Annotated in this window: 1 protein-coding gene and 1 pseudogene; one reads left to right on the top strand and one right to left on the bottom strand. The window is 59.3% G+C overall.

The features are described 5' to 3' along the window. Positions 1 to 618 (top strand): annotated as a pseudogene (locus D8V06_RS26630) (haloacid dehalogenase-like hydrolase); the annotation flags it as partial. 319 nt (positions 619 to 937) lie between these two features. Here D8V06_RS26630 and D8V06_RS26625 read toward each other — a convergent pair. Further along, positions 938 to 1,350, bottom strand: a 413-nt coding sequence (locus tag D8V06_RS26625) for a dihydroxy-acid dehydratase (RefSeq protein WP_177434497.1), incomplete at its 5' end; no start/stop codon positions are given.

Below are 1,350 nucleotides of genomic sequence, written 5' to 3'. Positions count from 1 at the left end.
CCGGCGACGTATTACGAAGGCGATGTGGTCAAGAAACTCGACGTCAATCCGCCGAAAATTTTCACTGGCCAGCAAGAGCTGTACAACAAACTGATGGAGAACGGCATCGAGGTCTACGTGATGACCGCCGCCTCCGAAGAATTGGTGCGCATGGTCGCGGCCGATCCGAAATATGGCTACAACGTCAAACCGCAAAACGTGATCGGTGTGTCGCTGCTGCTCAAGGACCCAAAGACCGGCGAACTGACCACTGCTCGCAAACAGATCACCGCCGGCAAATATGATGAAAAGGCGAATCTTGGTCTCGAACTGACTCCGTACCTGTGGACCCCGGCGACCTGGATGGCGGGTAAGCAGGCGGCAATCCTGACCTATATCGATGAATGGAAAAAACCGGTGCTGGTGGGCGGCGATACACCGACCAGCGATGGTTTCATGCTGTTCCACAGCGTCGATGTGGCCAAGGGCGGGATACATTTGTGGGTCAACCGCAAAGACAAATACATGACCCAGATCCAGGGCATGATGGCCAAAAACGCTGCGGCCCAAGCCAAGGAAGGGTTGCCGGTGACGGCGGACAAGAACTGGGTGATCGTCACCCCGCAAGAGATTCAGTAAGACCGTTTGGCTTACCTGTGATGAGAGAACGTTAGCATCCTGTGGCGAGGGAGCTTGCTCCCGCTGGGGCGCGAAGCGGCCCTAAAAAGGGCTGCTGCGCAGCCCAGCAGGACGGTGCGGCGATCCGACGAGCTCCCTCGCCACGGGTACAGTGTTGATCGTTCCCACGCTCTGCGTGGGAATGCAGCCAGTGACGCTCCGCGTCGGGACGCGGAGCGTCCTTTTAGACAGTCCCACGCGGGAGCGTGGGAACGATCAATTGTGGTCAAAAAAATGCCCCGCACTGTGGCGGGGCATTTTCATGTTCGACGGTTAAGCCTTACAGCCCATCAAGCATTGCCTTGTTGCGCACAGCACCCTTGTCGGCGCTGGTGGCCAGCAGGGCGTAGGCTTTCAGTGCGGTGGTCACCTTGCGTGGACGTTTTTCCACTGGTTTCCAGCCTTTCTTGTCCTGCTCGACCCGGCGCGCAGCCAGTTCTTCGTCGCTGACCAACAGGTTGATCGAGCGGTTTGGAATGTCGATCAGCACCTTGTCGCCATCCTGCACCAGGCCGATGGCGCCGCCGGCAGCCGCTTCAGGCGAAGCGTGGCCGATGGACAGGCCGGACGTACCGCCGGAGAAACGGCCGTCGGTGAGCAGGGCGCAGGCTTTGCCCAGGCCTTTGGATTTCAGGTACGACGTCGGGTAGAGCATTTCCTGCATGCCCGGGCCGCCTTTCGGGCCTTCGTAGC

Origin of the sequence: Pseudomonas sp. Sample_24 (assembly GCF_004307605.1) — a bacterium.
Classification (GTDB): Bacteria; Pseudomonadota; Gammaproteobacteria; order Pseudomonadales; family Pseudomonadaceae; genus Aquipseudomonas.
Note: the sequence above shows the minus strand (reverse complement) of the source record. Positions and strands in the feature narration are given on the sequence as shown.